The organism is Arthrobacter sp. ok909, assembly GCF_900104405.1.
Lineage (GTDB): Bacteria > Actinomycetota > Actinomycetes > Actinomycetales > Micrococcaceae > Arthrobacter > Arthrobacter humicola.
On sequence record NZ_FNJS01000002.1, the window covers coordinates 184,231 to 206,214 of the forward strand.

The window sequence follows — 21,984 nt, forward strand, 5'->3', positions numbered from 1 at the left end:
TATGGAGGCGTTTCGATGTCGTCTGGGTCCAGCGTGGAGGATCAACCCGTTTCGATCGGTAGTAGCGAAAGCTACCTCGGGGATTACTACGAGCACCTCGCGGAGGAGGATTTCCGGGCCTATCCCCAAGAAGTCCTGACGGCAAGGGCCGATACCCACCGCCAGATCGCGGCGACGCGGCTGCCGGGCGTCGCGAACATCGCCGTCCGGGACGAGGCCGATTGCAGCGTCCTGTACATCGTCACGGATGACATGCCCTTCCTCGTGGACTCCGTCAACGCCGAACTGGTCCGCCAGAACGCCCCCATCCACCTCGTCCTGCACCCGCTCTTCGTAGTGACCCGCAACCGCGAGACCGGCGACCTGGTCAAGGTGGCACGCGTTCCGTCCCACCTGGGCTTCTCCAGCGGGGACACGGCGGCCATGCCGAACATCTCGCACCTGATCGCCCAGGGCGACAACGCCTCGCACATGGAATCCTGGATCGCCGTCGAAATCGACCTCGTCAGCGAACAGAAGCGCGAGGAGCTCGTGAAGGGCATCTCCCGGGTGCTTGGCGACGTCCGCGCCGCTGTCGAAGACTGGCCGAAGATGCGCACGAAAGCCCTGGAGATCTCCGCGGACTTGGACCGGGTGGCCAATCGGGCCCAGATTGCCGAGCTGCGGCAGGCGCAGGATCTGCTCCGCTGGCTCGACGACGGCAACTTCACCTTCCTCGGCTACCGCGAATACGACCTCGTCAACGAATCCGGCGAGGATGTGCTGGAACTGCGCGAGGAAAGCGGCCTCGGCCTGCTCCGCGCCGGCGCCGACGCCCGCCAGGTCCAGCACCTCACCGAGGCCGGCAGGAAGAAGGCCCGCGAGAAGCGCGCCCTCGTGATCACCAAGGCGAACTCGCGCTCCACTGTGCACCGCTCGGCGTACCTGGACTACATCGGCGTGAAGAGCTTCGACGCCGCCGGAAACGTCAACGGCGAACGCCGCTTCATCGGCCTCTTCGCCACGACCGCCTACGCCGGATCCGTCCGGGACATCCCCGTGGTCCGGGAAAAGGTGGCCGCGGTCCTCGACGACGCCGGCTTCCCGCCGGACTCGCACTCGGGCAAGGACCTGCTGGGCATCCTCGAAACCTACCCCCGGGACGAGCTCTTCCAGATCGAAATCCCGGACCTCGCCGCCATCGCCACCGGCATCCAGCGGCTGCAGGAACGCCGCCGGACGCGGCTCTTCCTCCGGCCCGATATCTACGGCCGGTTCATGTCCGCCGTCGTCTACCTTCCGCGCGACCGCTACACCACCAACGTCCGCCTGCGCATTGAGCAGGAACTGCGCGAGACCTTCAACGCCGTGTCCATCGACTACGAGGCGCGGATGACCGAGTCGGCTCTGGCCCGCCTCTTCTTCCGGATCCGGCTTCCGAAAGACGCCGATGTCAGCAACGTCAACAGCGACGAGCTGGAGAAGCGGCTGGTCCGGGCCGCCCGCTCCTGGGGCGAAGGCATTTCCGAAGTTCTGCGCGCCCGCGCCGACGGTGGGGGAGCCGGCGTCACGGAGGACCGTGCCAAGGAACTTGCGGCAGTCTGGGCCGAGGCATTCCCCGCCACCTACCGGGTGGACTACGAGATCGAAGACGCGCTGGAGGACATCGACCGCTTCGAGAAGTACGGCGCCGCTACCGAACGGGCCGGAGAGGGTGTCAAGGAAGAGCCCGGCGTCCACGTCTACCTTCCGGAAGGCGCCGGCGCCATGCTGGAGGAAGACGCCAGGGTCAAGCTCTACATGCTGGAGCCGAAGAGCCTGAGCCAGATCCTGCCGTATTTCCACAACCTCGGCCTCGAGGTGCTGGACGAGCGCCCCTTTGAGATCGAGACAGCGGACCAGCGCGACTTCTTCCTCTACGATCTCGGCCTGAAGTACCCGGCCGGAGTGGACCCTTTGACCACGGGACAGCTGCTCGCGGACTCCTTCGGAGCGGCCGTTTCCGGTGCCGTGGAATCGGACAGCTTTGACCGGCTGGTGCTGCGCGAACGGATGCACTGGCGCCAGGTGGTTGTGCTGCGCGCCTACGCCAAGTACATGCGGCAGATGGGCAACACCAACTCCTTCGGATTCCTGGCGGACACCCTGCTGGCGAACCCGGACGTCACGCGGGGCCTCAGCAACCTGTTCGCAGCACGCTTCGACCCGGCGCTCAGCGACGCCGAACGCCGGCTCAAGGAGGCCGAGGTCCTCACCGGACTGGACGCCGCGATCGAGCGGGTCGCGACCCTTGACGCCGACCGGGTGCTGCGTACGTTCAAGAACCTGGTCCAGGCCACGCTCCGGACGAACTACTACCAGAACAAGCCCCACCTCAGCTTCAAACTGGATCCGTCCCGCATCGACGGGCTGCCGTTCCCGCGGCCGATGTACGAGATCTGGGTCTACTCGCCCCGGGTTGAAGGCGTCCACCTGCGCTTCGGCAAGGTGGCCCGCGGCGGGCTGCGCTGGTCTGACCGGCGCGAAGACTTCCGCACCGAAATTCTGGGTCTCGTGAAGGCCCAGACCGTCAAGAACGCCGTCATCGTCCCCACGGGCGCCAAGGGCGGCTTCTACGCCAAGCAGCTCCCGGACCCGGCGAGTGACCGCAGCGCCTGGATGGCCGAGGGCATCGAGAGCTACAAGACGTTCATCCGTGGCCTCCTGGACATCACGGACAACCTCATCGTCACGCCCGAGGGCGAAACGGTCAGGCCGCCGGCCGACGTCGTCCGCCACGACGACGACGACTCCTATTTGGTGGTCGCGGCCGACAAGGGCACCGCTTCGTTCTCCGACATCGCCAACGGGCTGTCCGCCGAGTACGGCTTCTGGCTCGGCGACGCCTTCGCCTCCGGCGGCTCGGTCGGTTATGACCACAAGGCCATGGGCATCACCGCCCGCGGCGCCTGGGAATCGGTCAAGCGCCACTTCAGCGAGCTGGACCTCGACACCCAGTCGGAACCCTTCACCGTGGTGGGCGTCGGCGACATGTCCGGCGACGTGTTCGGCAACGGCATGCTGCTCTCCAAGCACATCCGCCTGCTGGCCGCCTTCGACCACCGGCACATCTTCCTCGACCCCACTCCGGACGAGGCAACGTCCTACGCCGAGCGCCAGCGGCTCTTCGAGCTGCCCCGGTCCTCGTGGGATGACTACAACAAGTCGCTCATCAGTGAAGGCGGCGGCGTCTTTGCCCGGCAGGCCAAGGTGATCCCCGTGTCCGCCCAGATCCGCGCGGCGCTCGGACTCCCGGACGGCACCACGGAACTCAGCCCGCCGGAACTCCTGCGCGCGATCCTCCTGGCCCCGGCCGACCTGCTCTACAACGGCGGCATCGGCACCTACGTCAAGGCCAGCACCGAAACGAACGCCGAGGTCGGCGACAAGGCCAACGACGCCATCCGCGTCGACGGCCGCGACCTGCGGGTCAAGGTGGTCGGAGAAGGCGGAAACCTGGGGATGACCCAGCGCGGACGCATCGAGGCGGCGCTGCAAGGCGTCATCCTGAACACCGACGCGATCGACAACTCGGCCGGCGTCGACTGCTCCGACCACGAGGTCAACATCAAGATCTTCGTGGACCGGATGGTCGCGGCCGGCAAGCTGGACCGCGCCGAACGTGCCGACTTCCTGGCCTCGATGACCGACGAGGTCGGCCGGCTGGTGCTCGAGGACAACATCGACCAGAACATCCTGCTCCTCAACGACCGCATGCGGGTCTCCGAATGGAGCCCCAGCTACGAACGGCTCATGGACTGGCTGGAAAAGTCCGCGGACCTCAAGCGGGACCTCGAGGCGCTACCCACCACGGCGACGCTGCGCGAGCGGCTGGAACAGGGCCAGGGACTGACCTCCCCGGAACTCTCGGTCCTGGCCGCCTACGCCAAGATCGAACTGGCTACCGCACTGCGCGACAGCGACCTCGCCGATGACCCGTGGTTCCGCTCGACGCTGCGGGCCTACTTCCCGGAGCAGCTGCGGGAGAGGTTCGACGCCGAACTGGACACCCACCCGCTGCGCCGCGAAATCATCGCGACCATCGTGGCCAACGACATGATCAACCTCGGCGGTATCACGTTCGCGTTCCGCGCCATTGAGGAAACGTCGGCCACGGAATCGGCCGTTGCCAAGGCATTCGTCGCCCTCCGCGAGGTCTACGAGCTGGACGTCATGGTGAAGGAGCTCAACGAACTGCCGGCGTCGTTCCCGACCGAACACTGGAGCACCGTCCACCTGGACATCCGGCGGCTCCTGGACCGCGCCGTCCGCTGGCTCCTCGGCCAGGGCTCGGCGTCCCGTCCCATCGCCGAGATCGTGGCAGAATTCAAGCCACTGATGGATCCCATGCGGTCCCGCCTGCTGGACTACCTCCGGGGCGACGACCGGGCCCGCGTGGCCGAGTGGCTCGAGAAGGCGCGCGGCTGGGACCTTCCGGAAGACCTTGCACACCGCTGGGCGGAACTGTTCGAAAGCTTCGTGCTCCTGGACATCGCCAAGATCGTCCATGTCAGCCCGGAGCCAGTGGCCGAGATCGCCCACGTGTACTACACGGTCTTCAACCGCTTCCACGCGGATTCCCTCCTCGAGCGCATCACCAAGCTGCCGAGGGAAGACCGCTGGCAGGCTCTGGCCCGTGCAGCCCTGCGCGACGACCTCTACTCCACCGTCTCGGACATGACGACGGCGGTACTGGAGAGCACCCCGGCCGGTACTCCGGCCGAGGAACGGTTGGCGGCCTGGGAGGGCCAGAACGTGGAGCAGTTGGGCCGGGCGAAGTCCATGTTCGACGAGGTCAATGCCCTTGAGGCCGATGACATGGCCTCACTGTCGGTAGCATTGAGGCTCTTGAGGTCAATCGTCCGACGCTAGGGGGCTGCTGTCCCCGGCGTCGCAAATGGAGGTGCTGTGGCAATCTTTACGGACCCTATCAGGGAGCATGCTGATTTTGGCCCGGGGGATGCCGAGTGGCTGCACCTCCTGGTCGGCGACTGGCAGATGGTCGCCGACCTCGCGTTCGCCGACCTGGCCCTGTGGTTCCCGCATCCTGAGCTCGGCTACGTGGCGCTTGCCCACGTCCGCCCCTCCACCACGCACACGGTGTTCCACGCCGACTTCGTGGGGGAGGGGATCAGGTCGGACCTGCAGCCGCTGGTCGACAAGGCGTGGGAGAGCCGCGCGATCGAACGCTCCAACGAGACCAACTGGAGCAGCGACATGGCGCTCCGGGTCGAGGCGGTCCCGATGGTCCGCAACGGTCGCACCCTGGCGATCGTCACGTCCCATATGGATCTGTCCAGTTCACGGATGCCTTCCCGGCTCGAGCTCACGTACCGGCAGTGCGCCTACGATCTGCTGCGCATGGGCACCCTGGGCCTGTGGCCGGACTTCGCCTCGCCGACAGGTTCGCGCCGGGGTGCCCCGCGTGTGGGCGACGGCCTGATCAGGCTCGACGCCGAGGGGATCGTGCAGTACGCCAGTCCCAACGGGGTTTCCGCGTTCCGCCGGCTCGGGGACGGCGAGTCCCTCGAAGGCCGGTCCCTCGCCGAGGTGACAGCCGGGCTCCTGAAGGACCGGCGCATGGTCGATGAAACACTGCCGCTCGTGGTCACGGGCCGCATGCCGTGGCGCAGTGAAATCGAGTCACGCGGCGTGAGCCTTTCGCTGCGGGCTATCCCGCTGCGCGACGAACAGCAACGGTTCGGAGCCCTGGTCCTCTGCCGCGACGTCTCGGAGCTGCGCCGCCGGGAGATGGAACTGGTGACCAAGGACGCCACCATCCGCGAGATCCATCACCGGGTGAAGAACAACCTGCAAACCGTTGCGGCCCTTTTGCGGATGCAGTCGCGGCGCATGGTCAGCGACGAGGCCAAGCAGGGGCTCGAGCAGGCCATGCGGCGGGTGGCGACCATTGCCCTGGTGCACGAGACGCTGTCCCAGGGTCTGACCCAGAGCGTCGATTTTGATGAGCTGATCGGCCGCCAGTTCCGCCTCTCGGCAGAGGTCGCTTCACCCTCGCAACAGGTCAAGACGCAGCGTTCCGGGCTCTTCGGCGACTTGCCGAGCGACTTCGCCACGCCGTTGGCCCTCGTGATCAATGAACTCGTCACGAACGCCGTCGAGCACGGGCTGGAGGGACGGACCGGCACGGTCTGGCTGGTCGCCGACCGCTCGGAAACCGAAGAGGGGGACGAGCTTCTCACCGTACGGGTGGAGGACGACGGCGTCGGGCTGCCGGACACGCCGTATGTCGAGGGCCTGGGCCTGCAGATCGTCCGCACACTCGTCACGAGCGAACTGGGCGGCACGATCCACTGGCGGGCCAGGGACGGCGGCGGAACCGCAGTCCAGATCGTCCTGAGCCTCACGACCCATTGAGCCTGGCACACAAAGGGACGGTGATTTTCGTGGACGCCGCTGCCCTGCGGCGCCGGCCACGTTGACCGGAGGCCCGTCACGGGCCCATGCCCCGCCCGGGTCCGCGGGACAGAGGAGAGCGGCTTAAACGGACAATGGCCGCGGACCTGTCGGTCCGCGGCCATTGTTGCAGGGGTCGTGCGGCAGCTGCCGGCGCTCCGGCAGCTGGATCAGGAAGCGCGCCGGGCGCGTGCGGCGCGGCGCTTCAGGGCGCGGCGCTCGTCCTCGCTCATGCCGCCCCAGACGCCGGCGTCCTGGCCGGACTCCAACGCCCATTGCAGGCAGGTGTCCACAACGGGGCAGCGCCGGCAAACGCTCTTCGCTTCCTCAATCTGCAGGAGGGCAGGGCCGGTGTTTCCAACGGGGAAGAACAGCTCCGGGTCCTTGTCAAGGCAGGCTGCGCGGTTACGCCAATCCATGCTGATCAGTCACTCCATTCCTGGGAACTCGTTAAATGCCTTTGTGAAATTATTCACTAGAGGCTTCATAAGAAAAGGGCCCATTGGGGCCCCCTCGGTCATCTGGATTAAGCGTGTCATGTTAACGCTGTGTAAACAAGGGGTAATAGAGGTCAAAATGCCTCGAGACCGTGAGCGATGCATCACATTGAGTAGCGGCGTCCTCACATCTAGACGACTATGTCCGGTAGTGTGCCAGTGTGTCAAGGCCCCCCGTGAACCCCGAAGATCCCCGCGAAAATGCCGCCGACAATGCGGGCGACGGTCCAAGCAACCATGCCGAGGGGCCTCCCGGCGAAAATCCCGTCCGGCGCGAGGCCGGCGACCCTGCCGCAGCCGTCGTGCGGCCCCGCGCCGTCGTCGTCATCTCCGTCGTCGTGGCGCTGGAAGCCACGGCCCTGCTCCTGGCGGGTGTCTGGTACGGGACTCAGCTCGTGACCGGGGCGCCGGTACTCTCCTTCTGGGGCGCCGTCTTCACGCTGTGCCTCCTTCTGGCGGCCTCCGTTTGGCTTTTCGCCGTGGCGCGCTTCCTCATGCGGGGGTTCCGCTGGCCGCGGGCAGGTGCCCTGATAGCCCAGCTCATCGTCCTGACCATCGGCTTCCCGACCCTGACCGGCGGCTATCCGCTGGCCGGACTCGCCATGGTGGTTCCCGCAGTCACGGCCATTGTGCTCCTGTTCGACAAGCGGGTCATCGCCTTCGGCTCACGGGCAGCCGGAGCGCCGCCCGCCCTGTAGCGGCCCGCAGCTTACCTCCCGCCCGCTCACGTCGAGTCCTGTAGCGGCCCGTCACGTGCGGCACCCTGTCCGGGGGATGTGCGGACGGGCCCGCCGGCAGGTCGGTCCGCAGCCAGTTGGACGGGCGTCGCCCGGCCGTCGGATATAACGACAGCTCGTCCTGGCGGAGGATTCTGTTCCGGTTCGAACCGGACGCCGAACATGTCGCCGTCGATGAGACCCCGCGGACGAATCAGGACCGCCCGTCCCTGGCTGCGCGCCATGCCGGCGAGGGTTACGCGTTGCCCGAATCCGGGGCCGAAACCCGCGGTCAGGACGACACGCCAGCCTAGGCTGTTCAGGGCCGCCAGGTTGCTGTTGGCCTCGGGCGGGAGCAGATCAGCGTCATCTGCCAGCGCTATCGCGGCCCGGTCGAGGGTGCCCGCGAGCGCGGAGGCATGGACTGCGGACCAGTATTGGCCGGGCTCGGTCCCCGGCTGCGGTGAGAGCCAGGCTCCTGCAGGGTTCATCGCCGGGAGCGCGGCCAGCAACGTGCTCCTCCCGGAGGCCGGGCCGCCAAGGACCGCGAGGACACCGCCGGCCGGCAGCCGGACTCCACACGGCCGGAGCTCGTCTCCGGCCACCCCGATGAGCAGTTCGGTGGCCGGGACCGTGACCTGTGCGGTCCCGTGCACTGCACCGTCCACTGCACGATCCACTGCATCAGAGGCGGCAGCAGACGCGGCAGCGATCGTGGACGCGGGTCGCACGGACGGCGCAGGCGGCGCACTCCGATGGCCGCCCCTCGGAGCGCCGCAGCTGGCCAGAACCTCGCCCACCGTCACCAGTGTTGGCAGGGCGTCGACCCGAAACGGCTTCGTCGCGACGGCTTCGAAAACCTGGCTCCGCCCGCCCGCTGCCTTCGGCTCGAACATCTGGGCCGGGTGCCCGGTTGCCCCGGGAGCCGGGACGAACGCACCGAATACGGCGACGCGCCCGGGGAACGGCTCCAACGCCGGAAGCCGCGGCCAGGCAAGACGGCCCTCGTCGGTGGACCCCGCAGGAAAGAAGATCCGGTTTGGCAATGCGGCGAAAAACCTCGACGTCACGAGCTCGCGCTCGCCGGAGACCACAACAGTGATCCCGGCACGGGGTCCGTCGCGCACGATGTCATGGACCAGGTCTTCGGCCCACGCCAACGGCCCGGAACGGAAGGCCGACACCCAGGCACCCCAGGCGTTGAGCACCAGGACCAGCAGCGGCCGGGGCGAGGCCGACGGCACACTGAGCCGGATAGTGACTTCTTCCGCGACCCGCTGCAGCACCCTGGCGGCCCGGCGGAGTTCGTGCAGGCCTGCCACCGCGCCGGATCGGGGTGCCGCCGCGACGGAGCCGAAGGCACCGGTGGCGTCGAGGACGTAGAGGTGCGACTCCAGATTGCCGGTCAGGAGCTGATCGACTGCGAGGGCCAGAGCGGCGTCGCTGGTGCCGGCCCCGGCGCCGACGAGGCCCAGATGCCCGTGCCGGGCAGGGCTCCAGCTCAGTTCCGTGACGCACTGGAGTTCCGGCAGGTCCACCCGGCCCAACCGGATCAGGTCCCGGGCGGCATGCCCTGGACCCGGGTACGGCAATCGTTCCGGCAGGGGGTCCGCTACCGGCCGGCGTGGCAGCGGGCCGCCGCGTTCCTGCCACAGGCCCGCAACGACGTCGATGAGCGGCGCGGCCACCGGTGCCGGCGCCCGGGCCGCGCCGTCGGAGTTTTCCTGCCGGCCGGGGAAGCCGTCGGCCGCGAGGCCGACTGTCTGCGGCCGGGTCAAAGTCTCCGTGACTGTGCGCACCGTGACTGTACCGTCTGTCGGCGCGTCCGTCCCGGACGCCATGGTGGCCGTCTGGAACTCCTCTGGGGCTTGTGTGCCGCGTATCAGGAACGCCCGCCCGGGCCGTGCGATGGGGATGGCGGCCGCGAGGCCGGAGCCCATGACGTCGAGCGATTCGAGGCCGGACTGGACCCGGAGGGCGATGCAGGTGGTGACATTGGCCCTGATGTCGGCGTTCAGGGCTCCCTGCGGCCGCTGAGTGGCCATGATGAGATGGATCCCCAGCGACCGGCCGATGGCAGCAATCCGCATGAGTTCGGACAGGGCGCCGGGGGCTTCGTCCACCAGGATCCTGAACTCGTCAACGACGATGACCAGATAGGGCACGGCCGGGCCATCCCCTGGTGATGACTCATACGTCGCAAGATCCGGCGCATTCACCCGAGCCAGCAGCTCTTCCCTGCGCCGAACCTCGGCCCGCAATGAGACGAGCGTGCGCTCCACGTCGGGAGCGCCGAGATCCGTCAGCAGGCCGACGCAGTGCGGGAGCCCGGTCAGCGGGCCCAGGCCCGAGCCGCCCTTGAAATCTATAAAGAGCAGGTTGACCCGGTCCGGGGGATGACTGGCCGCGAGCCCGGCGGCGAAGGTCCGCAGAAACTCCGATTTCCCGGAACCCGTAGTCCCTGCGACCAGGAAGTGCGGACCGTCCGCCTTCACATCGATCCGAATGGCCCCAGCGCTCCCCATACCGACAAGAACCCCCAGTCCGGCGGCGGGGCCGGTCCGGGCCCAGCGCCGGGAGATATCCGGAGCCGCGAGGGGAAGAACGTCCGCCAGTGCACAGCGGTGCGGGACGGCTGGCGGGAGAGCCGCCGGGGTGCGCCCGGCGGCGTTGAATCTGCGGCAAAAGCGGTCAAAGACGCCCGGCGGGACAAGATCAGGGATGAACTCCACAGGTGGGGCGTCTGCCGTGATGAGGGTGCCGAGCCGGCCGAGGACGATGCCGGGGTGCTGATCGGGGCCTTGTTCCGGTAGATACTCAATCACCCTCCAGCCGTGTGCCGTGGCCAAGTGCCGCAACGTGGGCCGCATGCCGACAGCGGCCCGCCCCGCGGCGTCCCGATCGGCCGCGTCCTCATCGGCAACGTCCGGACCGGCCGAGGCACTGAACTGCCTGGCCTGCCAGGGAGCGTCCCAGAAGATGAGGACTCCGTGGGCGTATCCCTCCCCGGGGCCGCCAGCCAAGCGAGCTGCGGTGACAGCGTGAGTCGCCGACAACGTGACGCCGGGCAGGAAGCGCGCCGCCAACGGCAGCGTGTCCGCCGCGCCGTGCAGGAGCACACAGGTGCTGCCGGCCTGCGGGTAGGCAGCCAGTTGCAGGATGAAGGAGCGTAGCAGCCCGGCGGCCGCGGACCCGGGGCCGTGGACAGTCACCACCGCAGACGCCGGGTCCAAGGTCAGGGGCACCGGGCCTAGGGGCGTGGGCCGGAAGCCGGATTCAGGCGGTTCCAGCCGGATATTCGCCCGCTGATCCGCAAGGCCGAGTCGCAGCCAGATGCCCGGAGGCTCCCCGCGGGATGCACCGTGTGGTGCGGAGGCCTCGGCTGCAGAAGCAAGAACAAGGTCCGCCGCGGAGGGGGCGGCCTGCCGGCGTCGGTCCCGGTCCTGCAACACCGCCGCCGCAATGGCAGCGGCGAGTTCGCGGCGCTGGCGCCGGCCGGACAGGACCGGGACGAGGACGGATACGGCAGATACCGCGGTAAAGGCCAGGAACATCCACATTCCGGTGAGCAGCGCCAGGCCGATGCCGGTCAGGAGCGGCAGCACCGCGGCCAGGACCACGGCGGCCCGGTGGCTTGGGGCAGCGGTCCCGCGGACAACAAGTGGCTCGGCCACGCTGCCGCCTGCAGTCGCCGTCAGGGAGCCCGCCGCAGCGTTCGGCTCGGTCAGCGGCCCCAGCCGGAGCGACATGGTGGAGTCGCCGCAACGGATCGAAGACGCCGTGGTCACCGGCGCCGACCGCACTTTGCGGCCGTCGACGCTGGTTCCGTTCGCGCTCCCGAGGTCGGCGATCGTGACGGCCGAGTCCGAGACGTCCAGGCGTGCGTGCTCCCGGGAGAGTGCGGCGTCAGGGATCTGGATCTCTGTCCCGCTGCGTCCGATCCGGAACTGGCCCCGCCGCAGCGCGACGACGGTGCCCGCGCCTGGACCGCTGTGGACGGCGAGCAACAACATGGCAGGTTTCGGGTGCCCGGGCCGGGGCCGGGATCGCGCGGCGGAACCATCAGGAGACGCGGTGCCGGCAAACCCACTGCCCGCAAGCCCGGAGCCGTTAGTGGACAGGGCGCCGTCAATCAGAACGGCGCCCGGGACCAGGGGAGCGGCGCCCACCGTCATGGCCGCAACCGGGGCTCCCCGGACAAACAGTTCACCTGTCCCGTAGCGCCGGGCGATGGCGGCTTCCAGGTCTGCGCCGGTGCAAGGGGCTGGCATATCGGCGGCGAGCTCGATGAGCTGCCCGTCCGGCGTCGATCCAGACCCGAGCGTGCCCTGCGTGGGAGTGCCGTGGAGGGAAGTGCCCGGCGCGAGGGTGCAGTGGAAGATCATCAGGGGGCGTCCTTTCCCGCGTGGCGGCCCGCTTCCCACGTTAGGGACGCTTCGCCCCGGTTGCGGCCGCGAAATTGGGCTATGTGGACAACCCCGGAGCGCGCAGCGCATGCGCTGCGCCGGGGCCGCACGCGCCCCGCATCCGCGCCGCACCCGGGCCGCATGCGCGCCGTGCGACGCGGGCCGGGCGCCGACTCCAATGGCGCCTCGGGTAGGCTAGAGCAGCAGACAATGCGCAACATTGGGCTGCCCGCATTCGAATCAGGAGAGTTTGTGACCGCTGACCTCGTCATCGTAGGGTCGGGCTTCTTTGGCCTGACAATCGCAGAACAGGCCGCCACAGAGCTGGGCTTGAAGGTAGTCGTCATCGACCGCCGCCATCACATCGGCGGCAATGCCTACAGCGAAAAGGAAGGACAGACCGGCATCGAGGTGCACCGCTACGGTGCCCACCTCTTCCACACGTCCAACGACCGTGTGTGGGAGTACGTGAACCGCTTCACCACCTTCACGAACTACGTCCACAAGGTCTATGGCGTGCACAAGGGCGAGGTGTACTCCCTGCCCATCAACCTGGCCACGATCAACCAGTTCTTCCGGGCCAACCTCACCCCGGGCCAGGCGCGGGAACTGATCACCGAACAGGCGGGCGAACTGGCGGGCACCGATCCGCAGAACCTGAACGACAAGGGCATCCAGCTCATCGGCCGTCCGCTCTACGAGGCGTTCATCAAGCACTACACCGGCAAGCAGTGGCAGACGGATCCCAAGGACCTGCCCGCGGGCATTATTTCCCGCCTCCCCGTCCGGTACAACTACGACAACCGCTACTTCAACGACAAGTACGAGGGCCTGCCGACCAACGGCTACACGGCCTGGATCGAGAAGATGGCCGAGCACCCGAACATTGAGGTCTGCCTCAACACGGACTTCTTCGACGAGTCGCACGAGTACAGCAAAGACAAAGTGGTCGGCACCATCCCGGTTGTTTATACCGGTCCCGTCGACCGCTACTTCGACTACGCCGAAGGCGATCTCTCCTGGCGCACGATCGACTTCGAGGAAGAAGTCCTCGACGTCGGCGATTTCCAGGGGACTTCCGTGGTCAACTACAACGACGACGACGTGCCGTTCACGCGCATCATCGAGCCGCGCCACTTCCACCCGGAACGCGACTACCAGACGGAGAAGACCGTCATCATGCGCGAATTCTCCCGCGCGGCGGAAAAGGGCGACGAGCCCTATTACCCGATCAACACTGCCGCCGACCGGGAGCGCCTGCTCAAGTACCGCGACCTCGCGGCAGCCGAGAAGGACGTCCTCTTCGGCGGACGCCTCGGCACCTACAAATACCTGGACATGCACATGGCCATCGGCTCTGCCCTGACCATGTTCGAGAACAAGATCCGGCCGCATTTCGAGGCCGGCGCCACGATTGAAAGCGGAGGAGTGGACGCATGAGCGCCGCTGAAACGACACCCAGCTGGAACCCGATTCAGCGGGTCATCCTGCCATCGACGGACCAGACTGACACCGTATCCCTCTACGTTGACGCCGGCACCGCCAGCGGCATCCGGCTCCGGGAGAACGACGAATTCGCCCGCACCCCCAAGCTGCTCGAAGACAAGCTGCAGATGTTCAGCTCGGAGAGCCGCGAGGCGCACTTCGAAGACCTCCTTGGCCGGCACTCCATGCGCGTGCGCTCCGGTGAGCAGATCTCGTTCGGCACCTACTTCAATGCCTTCCCCGCAAGCTACTGGCGCCGCTGGACCTCGGTGCGGGACATCCGCCTGGTCGTGGAGACGTCCGGCCCGGGAACGGTCACCGTCTACAAGTCGAACGCCCGCGGCTCAGTCCAGCGCGTCGACGGCAAGCACGTCGACGGCGACACCACCTCCACGTTCGAGCTCTCGCTCAAGCCTTTCGGCGACGGCGGCTGGTACTGGTTCGACCTGGCCGCCAGCACCGGCGACCTCGTCCTGAAGAACGGCGCGTGGCAGGCCACCGGCGGCCCCGCGACCAAGGGGCAGGTGACCCTGGAAATCACCACGATGAACAAGCCGGACTTCTGCCTGAACAACGCCCGCATCCTGGCGGAGAACGCGGAGGTCCTTGAGAACGTCAAGGAAATCCTGATCGTGGACCAGGGCACGCAGAAGGTCCAGGACCAGGAGGGCTTCGCCGCTGTGCGGGACGCCCTCGGCGGCAAGCTGCGGGTCATCAACCAGGCCAACCTCGGCGGCTCCGGCGGCTTCGCGCGGGGCATGTTCGAGGCCGTCGAAAACGGCAGCGACTACGCCCTGCTGCTCGACGACGACATCGTCGTCGAACCCGAGAGCATCGTGCGGCTCCTGACGTTCGCCGACCACTGCCGCAAGCCGACGATTGTCGGCGGCCACATGTTCGATCTCTACAACCGCAGCGTCCTGCACACCTTCGGCGAGGTGGTGGACCCCTACCGGATCGTCCCGGCCCTGCCGCATGCCGACATGGAGACGCGGCACGATTTCAGCGTTGCGAACCTGCGTCAGACCCCGTGGCTGCACCGCCGCGTGGACGTGGACTACAACGGCTGGTGGATGTGCCTGATCCCCACGAAGGTGATCCAGGAAATCGGGCTGTCCCTGCCTCTGTTCATCAAGTGGGACGACGCCGAATACGGGTTGCGCGCCCGTGAAGCGGGCTTTGCCACGGTGTCGATGCCGGGTGCTGCCGTCTGGCACGTATCCTGGATCGACAAGGATGACCTTGTCGGCTGGCAGGCCTACTTCCACGCTCGGAACCGGCTGATCACCACCCTGATCCACAGCCCGTACCCGAAGGGCGGCCGGGTGCTGCGCGAATCTTTCCAGTCCGACGTCAAGCACCTCGTGTCCATGCAGTACTTCACCGAGCACGGGCGCATCGACGCGCTGCGGGACCTCCTGAACGGTCCCGACGACCTCCACAAGGTGCTCGGCACCAAGCTGCCGGAAATCAACGCGCTGAAGGCGCAGTACCCGGACGCCCAGCTGAAGGAAGACGTCGATGACTTCCCGGCGCCCAAGATCGGGCGCGGGCCCATGGGCGGGACCGTCGTGGGCCTTCCCAGCAAGAAGCAGCTGATCCCGTGGGGCATCAAAACGGTGGCGCGCCAGCTCATCAAGGCGCCGGGACCGGAAAGCGCCGAACGGCCCCAGGGCTACCTGGCCCACCGCGACAACCGGTGGTATCGGGTGGCGCACTATGACAGTGTGGTGGTCTCCAACGCGGAGGGCACGGGCGCCTCGTGGTACCAGCGCGACCCGAAGAAGCTCAAATCGATGCTGACCGAAGCGACCATGCTGCACGCAAAACTGTTCCGGGAATGGGACAGCCTTGCCGCGCAGTACCGCCGCGCCGTCACCGAGATCAGCTCCATCGATGCGTGGAAGAAGACGTTCGAGGCGAATTCCGAGGACGGCAGGTAGATGGCTGGTCAAACCGACCAACTGATCAAGCCCGGATCCGGGCACGGGCTCCTGGACGTCTACGGCGACCGCTTCCTCCTGAAGCTGCTGGTGCGCAAGGAAATCAAGGTGCGCTACCGCGGCTCCGTGCTGGGCCTGCTGTGGTCCTACGTGAAGCCGCTCGTGCAGTTCCTGATCTACTTCGTGGCGCTGGGCATCTTCCTGAACCTTCAGCGGGGAACGCCGAACTATGCGATCTACCTGTTCTCCGGCATTGTCCTAGTGAACTTCTTCACGGAATCGCTGTCCAACGCCACCCGCTCGATCGTGGACAACCGGGACCTGATCCGGAAGATCTACCTGCCCCGGGAACTCTTCCCGGTGGCAACGGTCTGGGTCTCTGCAGCGCACTTCCTGCCTCAACTGGTGGTGCTGGTCGGTGCCTGCCTGGTGGTCGGGTGGGCGCCCACGCTGCTGCAGCTCGCCGCGGTGGTCCTGATCTTCTTCATGGTCGCCGTCCTTGGCACGGGCCTCGGCCTGCTGTTCGGCGCCATGAACGTGTATTTCCGGGACTCGGAAAACATCGTCGACATGATCGTCATGGTCGTCACCTGGGCCTCCCCGGTCCTCTACCTCTGGACGATGGTCGCAAAGGTGATGGGCGACTGGTTCTGGATCTACCAGCTGAACCCGATGACGGTCGCCGTCGAGGTCTTCCACTGGGCCTTCTGGGAACCGACGCTCAAGGCGGACCAGCTGGTCAACGACGCCACACCCCCTGGAATGCTGACGCTGTGGCTGCCCGTTGCCATGCTGATCACGCTGGTCGTGCTGTTCGTCGGGCAGTTGACGTTCCGCCGGCTTGCCGTCCACTTCGCTCAGGAGCTCTGACATGACGCCGCAAGGCCACGTGGCCATCATCTGCACCGACGTCCGGAAACAGTTCGTGCTCCGACACACCCGTTCCTTGAAGGAAGCCCTCGTCTGGCTCGTGAGGGGGCGCAAGGGTGACCTGTCCAAGAAGTTCCTGGCCCTCAATCACGTCTCGCTCGAGGTGAAGCAGGGCGAGACGGTCGCGCTCATGGGGCTCAACGGTTCTGGAAAGTCAACGCTCCTGAAGCTCATTTCCGGGGTCCTGCAGCCCGACGGCGGCACAGTGCGCACGCGCGGCCGCGTCGCCGGCCTGATCGAGGTCGGCGCAGGCTTCCACCACGACCTCAGCGGACGGGACAACGTCTACCTCAACGGCGCCATCCTGGGCATGACGGAAAAACAGATCGACGAGAAGTTCGACTCGATCGTGGAATTCTCCGAAATCGGCGAGTTCATCGACACCGAGGTGAAGTTCTATTCCTCCGGCATGTACCTGCGGCTGGCGTTCAGCATCGCGGTGCACACGGACCCGGAAGTCTTCCTCATCGACGAGATTCTCGCCGTGGGGGACGAGCCCTTCCAGCGCAAGTGCATCGCGAAGATCAAGGAACTCTCGGACATGGGGAAGACCCTGTTTGTCGTGAGCCATGACCTGGACCTGGTGGCCACCGTGTGTGAGCGCGGTGTGCTGCTGGAACACGGAGAAATCGTCATGGACGGCGAAGTGCACGACGTCGTCGGCGAACTCCGGCGCAGGTCCCTTGCCATGTAGCAGGTCCCTCGCCGCGTAGCGGCGTGCCCGGCAGGCCCCCCGCAGGCCGTCCGTTAGGATAGGCCCGAAACGGGGGCTCAGCCCCGTACCGGGGGATGCGGGAGCAACGATGACAGCTGTGGGGTCCAGCGAGCGATGCGGCAGGGGACCGAGGCCTTCGTGGCCCGGTCGGCTGCGGATCATGACGAAGGCCGTGGCAGTCGCGGCCGTAACCGGTATTGTGGCGGCCAGCCTCGCCCAGGGAGCTTCCGCGGACAGCTCCCCGCCACCGCAGCCCGCACCAGCCACCGCAGGCAACGCCGCCACCGCCAGCTCACCCACGGCGTCGCCGACGGCGGCGCCGGCCACTGCGACCGCTGGCGCGGCCACGGCAACACCACAACCGACGCCGACGACGGCGGCAACGCTAAGCCCGACGCCTACGCCGACGCCGTCGTCCCGCGCGACGCCAAAACCGACGCCGGCCGCAAAGGCGGCGACGGCGGCGCCCACGGCAGCCGCCGCGGAGGCGGCCATCCGCGTCCCCGGTGCCATCGGCGTCGAATACGAGCGCCTCGGGGGCGCCACGGGAGCCGTGGGCCCGGCGACGGCCGTGCAGCAATGCGGCCTGGCCGGCGGGGGCTGCCTGCAGACCTTCCAACACGGAACGATCGCTTGGAGCAAAGCCACCGGCGCCCACCTGCTGACCGGGGCGCTGGAGGACACCTGGCTCAAGGGCGGCGGCATCACAAGCTATCTCGCCTACCCGACCGGGGACGCCGGCTGCGGGGGAGATCCCCGGGTGTGCCAGCAGGCATTCCAACGCGGCAGCCTCTACAACGTGACCGGGCAGGGGACCTTTCCAGTCTGGGGCGCCATCAATGCCACCTATGAATCCCTCGGCGGCCTGAAAGGGTATCTCGGCTATCCGCTGGATGCCGAGACCTGCGGCCTGCCCGGCGGGGCCTGCACGCAGCGCTTCCAGCGCGGCACCGTGTACTTTGCCCCCGGTGCCGGGACCTTCCCGGTGTGGGGCGCCATCAACGCCCGTTACCTTGCCCTGGGCGGCAGCCGGGGCTACCTGGGCTACCCGACGGGCGCCGAAAGCTGCGGGCTCCGCGGCGGTGGCTGCGCCCAGGGCTTCCAGCGCGGACGGATCTACTATGCGGCCGGCGCCGGGACCCAGGCGGTGTGGGGCGGTCTCGGACAGTTCTACTCGGCCCGCAAGGCCCAGGACGGCGCCCTCGGGTATCCTGTCACGGCCGAGGCCTGCGACCGAAGCGGTTTCTGCAGCCAGTCCTTCCAGTACGGCGTCCTCCAGTGGATCCCGGGATACGGCGTCCGTTACAGGCTGACCTCGGCAGCTTACTGCCCGGCCATCAGCTCCGGAGCCGTGAAGTACCGCACCGGCGGCGCCTCACGGGTGTCCTTCGCCATCGCCGACGACTACAGGTCCACCCGCATCACCTTCATTACCTGCGTCCGCCAGCCGGACGGAAGCTACGCCAAAGAATGGGGCGCGCTCGGGCACGCCGGCGAGTCCGGCTTCGCGGCGCCTGGCGTCGCGACCGGACCCACCTGGCAGGCGTTCTCCCCGACGGGGTCCTTCACCGTCACCCAGGCCTTCGGCCTGGGCAACCCCGGGACGGCCCTGCCGTACCGCACCCTCAATCCCTATTCGCGCTGGGGCGGCCGGCTCAACGCGAACTACAATAAGTATTTCGAGTCGAGCTCGGACGTCTTCCCGGACGAGAACATGTGGTACTTCGCAACCCGGCCGTCCCATGATTACCGCCAGGGCGTCGTCATCAACTACAACCGGCCGCCGGATGCGCCCATCACCATGAATGCGGGATTTGCGATTTTCCTCCACGGCAACAACCTGCCCACCTGGGGTTGCATCTCCCTCAACGACGGCGACCTCCTGCAGTACCTGAGGACGGCGCATTCGGGAGACCGGTTTGTGATGGGGGTCGCATATGACATCTTCAACTAGCTCAACCAGCCGGGCCGTTCCCCGGCAGGGTGAGGCAGCGGGCCGGCGTCACCCGGCCCAGTGCCCGGCGCGGCGCTCCGGCCTGCGCTACCCCGGCCTGCTTGCCCTCGCCGCAAGCCTGGCCCTGGCCGGCTGCACCGCCGCTCCGGCCCCTGCCCCGGAACAGTCCGCCGCCGTCCCGACGTCGGCCCCCACTCCGACCGCAACCTCCGGCGTCGCCCCCGGGAACGAGCCGTTGACGCACGACGGCCGCACGGTGGCACCGTCGACAGGCGACCGCTGCGCGCAGCCGGCGCTGCCCGATGTCCGGCGCGTGCTGGGGGCTGTGGCCGCCAACGTTCAGCCGGCGGAAGCCCAGGCGTCCTCGAAGGACGGCGTGGCCGACGTCGTCTGCACGTTCGCCTTGGCCACCGTCGGTGCCGGAGAGGCCGCCGACGTGGGGAATGCGCTTCTTGTGGCCAGGACCACCGCGCCGGACCAGGCCGCGCTGGACGGACTCGGACTGCCCCGGCTGATGATGTCCCCCGAGCCCGTCCCGGATCTGGGGGCCAAGGCATGGTATTCGGTCAACCGCCTGAGCGGGACCACCGAATATGTCCTTGAGGCGGCGGAGGGTTTGACCGTGGTGCGGGTGACCCTTGCCCTCCCGGCCGATGCGGCCGAACCGGAGAACCTGAAAGCCGAACTCGCCGAACTCGCCGAACTCGCCAAGCTCAGCTAGACGGCACTCATTTCGAGGGCCGCAACCCAGGGCTTCATGGCCGGAACCACTTTCCCAGGACTCATGTGCCCCTGCAGGCTGTCACTTCGTAAAGCCGTGCGGCGCCTTCTGCGAGTACGAGCCGGACGGCCAGCGAGTTGTTGAGGTTCTCCAGTCCCGGGAAGGGATGATCGCCGAAGTGGACTTCATTGGCGCCAAAGTCCAGGACGTAGCGGACGCCCGTCGCTTTTAGCGCGGCGCACACGTCAGGATTGGTGTCGGCGTTGCGGAGGTTCTGGTTGAGGGTGTCGACGGCGGCCGTGTTGGCCGTCAGAATGTGTTTGGCGGTGGTCTCGCGGTGGGCCAGGGCATAGGCCAGGGCACCGCCGGTCCACGGGTTCACGGCGATGGCGTCGCCCTCGGGAACAATCCCGTCCAGCCGGTCAATGATCTTCTGTTCGTCCGTGGAGATGAGCAGCGAATGGTCGGTTTCGAGGTAGTTCATCCGGGCCGAACCGATGGCGGCCCTCATCGAGGGGACTTGGGACGCAACCACGGCAAGCGCCAGTGCACCGCAGATGGCGGTGAAAGCAATCGTGCTGCCGCGGCTGGTCCCTGCACTTTCCATAGCGGCACTGTCCTTAGCCGCACTTTCCTTCCCCGCCGGGCGCGACGCTGCCAGCCGGTCAATCCGGCGGCGCAGCCAGACGGCGAAGGAATCGACGCCGACGGCGGCAAACGGCAGGGCCGTCAGCGGCAGGAGCGCCGCGAGCCTGTTGCTGTCGTTGTACCAGACGCCGGTCAGGGCGCTGCGCAGATCGCCCTTCAGGGTGCCGGAGACGACCACGTACAGCACGCCGGTGATGACAAAGGCTGCGATCATCCATGTCCTGCCGCCGCGCCGCCAGCACACGTAGAGTCCGATCAGCATGAGCACGCTGACGCCGATCGCAGCCGGGCGGTCGATCGCGGCGTTGGCGACAACGTCCCACACGGCACCCCGGGGCGTTTGCACAGGTTCCCAGAATGCGGCATCTTCCGGCGGCCGGATATTGGTCCACAGCAGATAGAGGGCCACCGCACCGGCGCCCAGGCCCAGGCTGGCAAGGAGCCAAGTGTTCCGGTGGCGGGCCCGGTAGCCGCGGTCGGCGGCCAAACGGGCGTAGGCCTGCAGGACGATCGGAACCGAGAGCGCCAGGAGCGACATGAAGCCGTTCGGATGGGCCAGGGCAAGTCCCGGCAGGATCAGCAGCGGCAGCGTGAACCGCGGCATCGGCGGCCACTGAAGATCGCGCGCGACCCGGAACAGCAGGGCAATGCTGGCCAGGACGGCCGGGAGCATGCTGATGGCCAGGAAATTCGGGTACAGCACGCCGAAATCCAGCAGCAGGAGCGGGAACGGCGCGAACAGTGCGGATAGGATCGCGGCAGCGCCGACGGCCGCCGGCCGGTTGCCCGCCACCGTCCGTGTCAGCAACATGCAGCCCAGCGGCCACACCACTGCAGCCACCGCCATGTTCAGCACGTTCACGGCCGCCGTAATCGGCAGGCCTGTCAGCTGGACGAGGGCCGCGGCCAGGCCGTGCCAGGCGGCGGGATAGAAGTAGGGTGCCGCGTCGCCGCTGGTCATCTTCGACATCGACAGCGAGGACGCGTTCCCGGTATCGAGAATGTACCGCACCCCGTTGAGGTGGAACACGTTGTCGAATGTCTGGGAGAAGCTTTCCGGAGTGCCGAAAACGACCGCGAGTTCAAGCAGGATCAGCGCCGCCCCCGCGACGAAGGCCGCCGCAATCCAGATGTCGCTGCGGGGCCGGCGTGCCTTCGGGCGCTGCGCGCCGGCGGGGGAAGTTCCCGCGGGGAATGCCTCGCGGGAGGCGGTGGTCAGGGTGTGCCGCAGGCTGCTGCCCGGGTGAAGGCGCCGGAGCGCGAAGAATCGGATCCCGAAGAGCAGGGCGGCGAGCAGGACGCCCCCGGCCAGCACGGCAGCGGGCGACCACGGGATGTGCGCGAACGGCAGGACCACGGCAAGGACCGCCGCAATTGAAATCGTGACCGGTCCTGCCAGGGCGGCCGCGGACAGCCGCCGCAGGCCCAGGCTCAGTGTCACCAGGCCGCCGGGCAGCAAGAGGAAAAGCGCTGCCTCGAGCAGGTACGGCAGCGTCTGGAACCAGGTCAACGTTTCAGCTTTGAAGTAATGCTG

General features: G+C 67.5%; 12 protein-coding genes. 9 read left to right on the plus strand and 3 right to left on the minus strand.

From position 1 onward, the window contains the following. Positions 1-15: 15 nt before the first annotated feature. Both BLR03_RS03055 and BLR03_RS03060 read left to right on the plus strand, forming a co-directional pair. A complete protein-coding gene (locus BLR03_RS03055) occupies positions 16-4,890 on the plus strand; it encodes an NAD-glutamate dehydrogenase (RefSeq protein ID WP_091249226.1) in 4,875 nt (1,624 codons plus the stop codon). A gap of 36 nt (positions 4,891-4,926) precedes the next feature. Continuing rightward, complete coding sequence (locus BLR03_RS03060) at positions 4,927-6,396, plus strand: sensor histidine kinase (protein ID WP_091249229.1); 1,470 nt, start codon at positions 4,927-4,929, stop codon at positions 6,394-6,396. A gap of 209 nt (positions 6,397-6,605) precedes the next feature. Here BLR03_RS03060 and BLR03_RS03065 read toward each other — a convergent pair whose 3' ends face one another. After that, entirely contained in the window at positions 6,606-6,854 is a 249-nt protein-coding gene (locus BLR03_RS03065; protein WP_003804966.1) for a WhiB family transcriptional regulator, read from the minus strand. A 380-nt stretch (positions 6,855-7,234) separates the two neighbouring features. Between BLR03_RS03065 and BLR03_RS03070 the strand changes: the two genes are divergently transcribed. After that, positions 7,235-7,630: a hypothetical protein gene (locus BLR03_RS03070; protein ID WP_091249442.1), complete on the plus strand. Its 396-nt coding sequence runs from the start codon at positions 7,235-7,237 to the stop codon at positions 7,628-7,630. A 26-nt stretch (positions 7,631-7,656) separates the two neighbouring features. On the opposite strand, the gene BLR03_RS03075 is transcribed toward BLR03_RS03070, so the two are convergent. Beyond that, positions 7,657-12,033 (minus strand): FtsK/SpoIIIE domain-containing protein, encoded by a 4,377-nt coding sequence (locus BLR03_RS03075; RefSeq protein ID WP_175460387.1) that lies wholly within the window; start codon positions 12,031-12,033, stop codon positions 7,657-7,659. A 273-nt stretch (positions 12,034-12,306) separates the two neighbouring features. Here BLR03_RS03075 and glf point away from each other — a divergent pair, with 273 nt between their 5' ends. The 6 genes from glf (at position 12,307) to BLR03_RS03105 (ending at position 19,802) form a co-directional block, all read left to right on the plus strand. Further along, positions 12,307-13,494: a UDP-galactopyranose mutase gene (gene glf / locus BLR03_RS03080; protein WP_091249235.1), complete on the plus strand. Its 1,188-nt coding sequence runs from the start codon at positions 12,307-12,309 to the stop codon at positions 13,492-13,494. Further along, the gene (locus BLR03_RS03085; RefSeq protein WP_091249238.1) at positions 13,491-15,482 is read left to right on the plus strand and encodes a glycosyltransferase; all 1,992 of its coding nucleotides are present in this window, start codon (positions 13,491-13,493) and stop codon (positions 15,480-15,482) included. Before glf ends, BLR03_RS03085 begins: the two co-directional genes overlap by 4 nt. After that, complete coding sequence (locus BLR03_RS03090) at positions 15,483-16,352, plus strand: ABC transporter permease (protein ID WP_091249241.1); 870 nt, start codon at positions 15,483-15,485, stop codon at positions 16,350-16,352. A 1-nt stretch (position 16,353) separates the two neighbouring features. Continuing rightward, positions 16,354-17,106, plus strand: a complete 753-nt coding sequence (locus tag BLR03_RS03095; RefSeq protein WP_091249244.1) for an ABC transporter ATP-binding protein — start codon at positions 16,354-16,356, stop codon at positions 17,104-17,106. Positions 17,107-17,287: 181 nt separating this feature from the next. Continuing rightward, the gene (locus BLR03_RS03100) at positions 17,288-19,081 is read left to right on the plus strand and encodes a L,D-transpeptidase family protein (RefSeq protein ID WP_091249247.1); all 1,794 of its coding nucleotides are present in this window, start codon (positions 17,288-17,290) and stop codon (positions 19,079-19,081) included. Continuing rightward, the gene (locus BLR03_RS03105; RefSeq protein ID WP_091249249.1) at positions 19,065-19,802 is read left to right on the plus strand and encodes a hypothetical protein; all 738 of its coding nucleotides are present in this window, start codon (positions 19,065-19,067) and stop codon (positions 19,800-19,802) included. Before BLR03_RS03100 ends, BLR03_RS03105 begins: the two co-directional genes overlap by 17 nt. Positions 19,803-19,863: 61 nt before the next feature. Here BLR03_RS03105 and BLR03_RS03110 read toward each other — a convergent pair whose 3' ends face one another. After that, positions 19,864-21,960 carry a DUF6541 family protein gene (locus BLR03_RS03110; RefSeq protein ID WP_091249251.1) on the minus strand — a complete coding sequence of 699 codons (2,097 nt, stop codon included), beginning with the start codon at positions 21,958-21,960 and terminating at the stop codon, positions 19,864-19,866. Positions 21,961-21,984 lie beyond the last annotated feature (24 nt).